Genomic DNA, 4,027 nt, shown 5'->3' on the forward strand with positions numbered 1-4,027 from the left:
GGGGCTGAGGGGGCGGGAGCCCCGGGCCTCAGGTCCCGCTGGGGACCCTCTCCGGATCGGACGCCGGGTCCGGTATCGCCTCGGTCCCGGGCCCCGGCCGTCCCGCCGCAGGCTCCGGCGCCGCGATCTCCCCCTCGCTCAGCCCGAACCGCTGGTGGAACCTCCGCAGCGGTGCCGGTGCCCACCAGCTCGCCCGGCCCATCAGCTTCATCACCGTCGGGACGAGCAGGCTGCGCACCACCATCGCGTCCATCAGCACGGCGAGCGCGATACCGAGGCCGAGCATCTTGGTGTTGGTCACCCGCGAGGTGCCGATGGCGACCATCACGACCGCCAGGATCACGGCCGCCGCGGTGATCAGCCCGCCGGTGCGCCGCAGTCCGAAGGCGACCGCCTGCTCGTGGTCCCCGGTGCGGTCGTACTCCTCCTTGATCCGGGAGAGCAGGAACACCCCGTAGTCCATGGAGAGCCCGAAGGCGACGCAGAACATGAGGACCGGGAGCGTCGTCTCGATGTCCCCGGTGCTGGTGAACGAGAGCGGCCCGGACAGGTGGCCGTCCTGGAAGACCCAGACGACCGCCCCGAACATCGCGGTGAGACTCAGGGCGTTGAGCACCACGGCCTGGACGGGTATCAGCACGCTTCCGGTCAGCAGGAAGACCAGCAGCAGCGTCACCACGGCGATGATGCCCACCGCCCACGGCAGCCGGTCGCCGATGGCGGCCTTGGAGTCGACCAGCACCGCCGCCGTCCCCGTCACGGAGGTCTCGAAGGGGGCGGGCTCGGCGCGCAGGTCCTTCACCAGCCGCTGGGTCTCCTCCCCCACCGGCTCCCCCTTCCCCAGCACGCTGAAGTAGGCGGTCCGCCCCTCCGTCAGCGGGCCGTCGACCCGGAGGACTCCGGGCAGCGCGGCGATCCGGCCGCGGTACTCGGCGTACTGCGCGGGTGTCGCCCCGCCCTCCGCCAGGATGTCGAGGCTGCCGCCGGGGCTGCCGGGGAAACCGTCCCGCAGATGCTGCTGCACCACGTGGGACTCGGAGGACGCGGGGAGCTGCCGGTCGTCCGCCGTACCGAACTTGACGCCCAGGAACGGCAGCCCGAGGAGGACGAGCCCCACGCTCGTGACGATCGCGAAGACCGGCGCCCTGCGCATCACCAGCGCGGTGAACCGGGCCCAGCCCGCACCGGCCTCCGCCTGCGGCTTCGCGCGGCCCCGCCGCAACAGCTTCCGAAGGTCCAGGGAGTTGACCCGGGGGCCGAGGAGCATCAGCGCGGCCGGCAGGAGGATCAGCGCGGCAGCGGCGGCGAGCAGCACCACGGCGATCCCGGCGTACGCGAAGGAGCGCAGGAAGTACTGCGGGAAGACCAGCATCGCGGCCAGCGACACCGCGACGGTCAGCGCCGAGAACAGCACCGTCCGGCCCGCCGTACGCAGCGTCGTCCCGATGGCCGTCCTGGTCGGGGCGCCGGCCGCCAGCTCCTCGCGGAAGCGGCGCACGATGAACAGGGCGTAGTCGATGGCGAGTCCGAGCCCGAGTGCCGTGGTGAGGTTCTGGGCGAAGACCGAGACGTCGGTGAACTCGGTGATGCCGCGCAGCACGGCGTTGGTCCCCAGGATGGCGACGATGCCCACGCCCAGGGGCAGCAGGGCGGCGATCGCGCTGCCGAAGACCATGACGAGCAGCACCAGCGTCACCGGCAGGGCGATCATCTCGGCCCGCAGCAGATCGTCCTCGATGATCGTCTGCATCTCGTGCTGCACGGCCACGGGGCCGCCGATCGTGACGCGCACCGGCCCGTGTTCTCCCCGGTAGGCCGGGGCTATCCGGTCCAGCACCTCCCCGGACGCCTTGTCGTCGCCCTCGATGCGGGCGGCGATGAGCGCCTCCTTGCCGTCCTCGGCGCGCAGCGCGGGCGCCTTGTCCTGCCAGTAGGACTGGACGCCCACGACATCCGCCTCGCCGGCGAGCCGCTTCGCCAGGCGCGCCGCCTCGGCGGCCACGGCCGGGTCGTCCACGGAGGCACCGCCGCTGTCGACGAGGAGCAGGAGGTTCGGCTGGGAGGCGGGGAACTCGCGTTCCAGCGCCTTCGTGGCGTAGGTCGACTCGGCGTCGGGAGCCTGCCAGCCACCACTGCCCATCCGGTCGGCGACCCCGCTGCCCGCGAGGACCGCGAGTGCGGTGATCACCAGAGCCGCCAGCAGCGTGAGCCGGGGACGCGCGGTGACGAAGCGCGTCCAGCCCCCCAGTCGCTGCGGGCCGTTGACTTCAGGCATGGTGCGATGTCCCCTTTTCCCCGGATCCGGGCGCGCCGGGCGGCAGCACGAGGCGGCCGCGCAGGGCAGCATGGATCAGTCGTTGCCACCTACACTGGCAAACACGAGTCATCGCTCGCGTTTCACAAGAATGCGAGCGACCTCTCGCGTTTGTCAACCGCTCACGAAAGCTGGGGATTCACCGTGTCGCAGGCCAGGTCCGGGAGCGCCGAGCCGGCGGAGGGCGCCGAGCCCGCGGGAGGCGCCGCGCGCGCCGGCGATGCCGCGCGCGCCGGGAAGGCGGGCAAGGCGGAGGCCCCCGCCAGGCCGCGCAGGCGGCAGGCCCGGGGCGAGGCCCGTATCGCGCAGTTGCTCAAGGCCGCCGCCAACGTGTTCTGCACGACCGGGTACACCGCCGCGAGCACCAACGCCATCGCCCGCGAGGCCGGCGTCTCGCCCGGCACGCTCTACCAGTTCTTCCCCAACAAGGAGGCCATCGCGGTCGAGCTCGGCGACCAGCTCCTGGCCCGCTGGCGGGAGACCTACGGGGCCGCTTTCCTGGCCGACCACCTGGAACTGCCGCTGGACGGGATGCTCGACGCGACCCTCGACCCGCTGATCGAGTTCAACTGCGAGAACCCGGCGTTCACGGTCCTGATGCACGGCTCCGAGATCCCCGGCATGGTCACCAAGGACCACGACGCCGTGCACGTCACGATGCTCGCGCGCGTCGAGACGATCCTCGCCGGATACCTGCCGGACGCGCCACCGGCCGAGGTCACCCGGATCGCCACGATGATCTTCAACATCTTCAAGTCCGGACTGGACGTGATCATGGCGCACGAGGGGGACGAGCGCGAGGCGTACATCCGGGAGCTGAAGACGGTCCTCCACCGGTACCTCGAACCCATGATCCCCGCCGACACGGCCGCACGACCCGACTCGCTTCATACCCCCTAGGGGTATACAGTGGTGAGCATGGAGGCGCACCGGTGTGCGTCCCTCCGCCCCGTGTGCCCGTCGAAGAGGAGAAGACCATGACCGCCGAGACCCAGCTCCCCCAGGCGACCGGCTCCTGCTGCTCGCCCAGCGGTTCCTGCCACGACAGCGCGGGCACGGACGCCGGACAGACCGGCGTGACCACCGTCTACGAGGTGACCGGCATGACCTGCGGGCACTGCGAGGGCGCCGTCTCCGAGGAGATCTCCGCCATCGAGGGTGTCACCTCCGTGAAGGCCGTGGCGTCCACCGGGCAGGTGACGGTGGTCTCGCAGGGCCCGCTGGACGACGAGGCCGTACGCGCCGCCGTCGACGAGGCGGGCTACGAGCTCACCGGCCGCGCCTGACCGCCCCGGGAGCCCCCACGCCCCCTCGCCCCCACACCACCCGCATCACTCGCACCACCCGTCACCGCCGGGCCGGACCGACCAGCAGATACTGGTGGGGTACGGCCCGGTCGGCGTTCCAGGAGTTCGGACATGCACAGCGCATCGGATACGCACAGCGCGACGGAGGCCGGGGCCCCGGCTGCGGAGCTCTCGCAGGCCGAGTTCATGATCGGCGGCATGACCTGCGCGTCCTGCGCGGCCCGCGTCGAGAAGAAGCTCAACCGGATGGACGGCGTCACCGCCACTGTCAACTACGCCACCGAGAAGGCCCGCGTCAGCTACGACGGCGCCGGTGTCTCCGTGCGGGACCTCGTCGCCACCGTCGAGAAGACCGGCTACACGGCGAAGCCGGTCCCCCGGCCCGCCGCACCGCAGGCCCCCGGGC

4 protein-coding genes are annotated in these 4,027 nt (G+C 71.9%); 3 read left to right on the top strand and 1 reads right to left on the bottom strand.

Annotation, left to right across the window (positions count from 1 at the left end; genetic code table 11):
- Positions 1–28 precede the first annotated feature (28 nt).
- Positions 29–2,275: an MMPL family transporter gene (locus tag EAO73_RS34760; RefSeq protein WP_147975527.1), complete on the bottom strand. Its 2,247-nt coding sequence runs from the start codon at positions 2,273–2,275 to the stop codon at positions 29–31.
- A 183-nt stretch (positions 2,276–2,458) separates the two neighbouring features.
- On the opposite strand from EAO73_RS34760, the gene EAO73_RS34765 reads away from it, so the two are divergent.
- The 3 genes from EAO73_RS34765 to EAO73_RS34775 all read left to right on the top strand — a co-directional run.
- Positions 2,459–3,214 carry a TetR/AcrR family transcriptional regulator gene (locus tag EAO73_RS34765; protein WP_147975528.1) on the top strand — a complete coding sequence of 252 codons (756 nt, stop codon included), beginning with the start codon at positions 2,459–2,461 and terminating at the stop codon, positions 3,212–3,214.
- A gap of 77 nt (positions 3,215–3,291) precedes the next feature.
- On the top strand, positions 3,292–3,600 hold the full coding sequence (locus tag EAO73_RS34770; protein ID WP_191134342.1) for a heavy-metal-associated domain-containing protein: 309 nt from the start codon (positions 3,292–3,294) through the stop codon (positions 3,598–3,600).
- A 132-nt stretch (positions 3,601–3,732) separates the two neighbouring features.
- On the top strand, positions 3,733–4,027 hold a 295-nt coding region (locus EAO73_RS34775), incomplete at its 3' end, for a cation transporter (protein WP_147975530.1).

This window comes from Streptomyces sp. col6, from assembly GCF_008042035.1.
In the GTDB taxonomy this organism is placed as follows: Bacteria; Actinomycetota; Actinomycetes; order Streptomycetales; family Streptomycetaceae; genus Streptomyces.

What these genes read in the sequence shown, in the direction of transcription:
- EAO73_RS34760 (WP_147975527.1), bottom strand. Translation starts at nt 2,275, where the DNA reads ATGCCTGAAGTCAACGGCCCGCAGCGACTGGGGGGCTGGACGCGCTTC.
- EAO73_RS34770 (WP_191134342.1), top strand. Translation starts at nt 3,292, where the DNA reads ATGACCGCCGAGACCCAGCTCCCCCAGGCGACCGGCTCCTGCTGCTCG.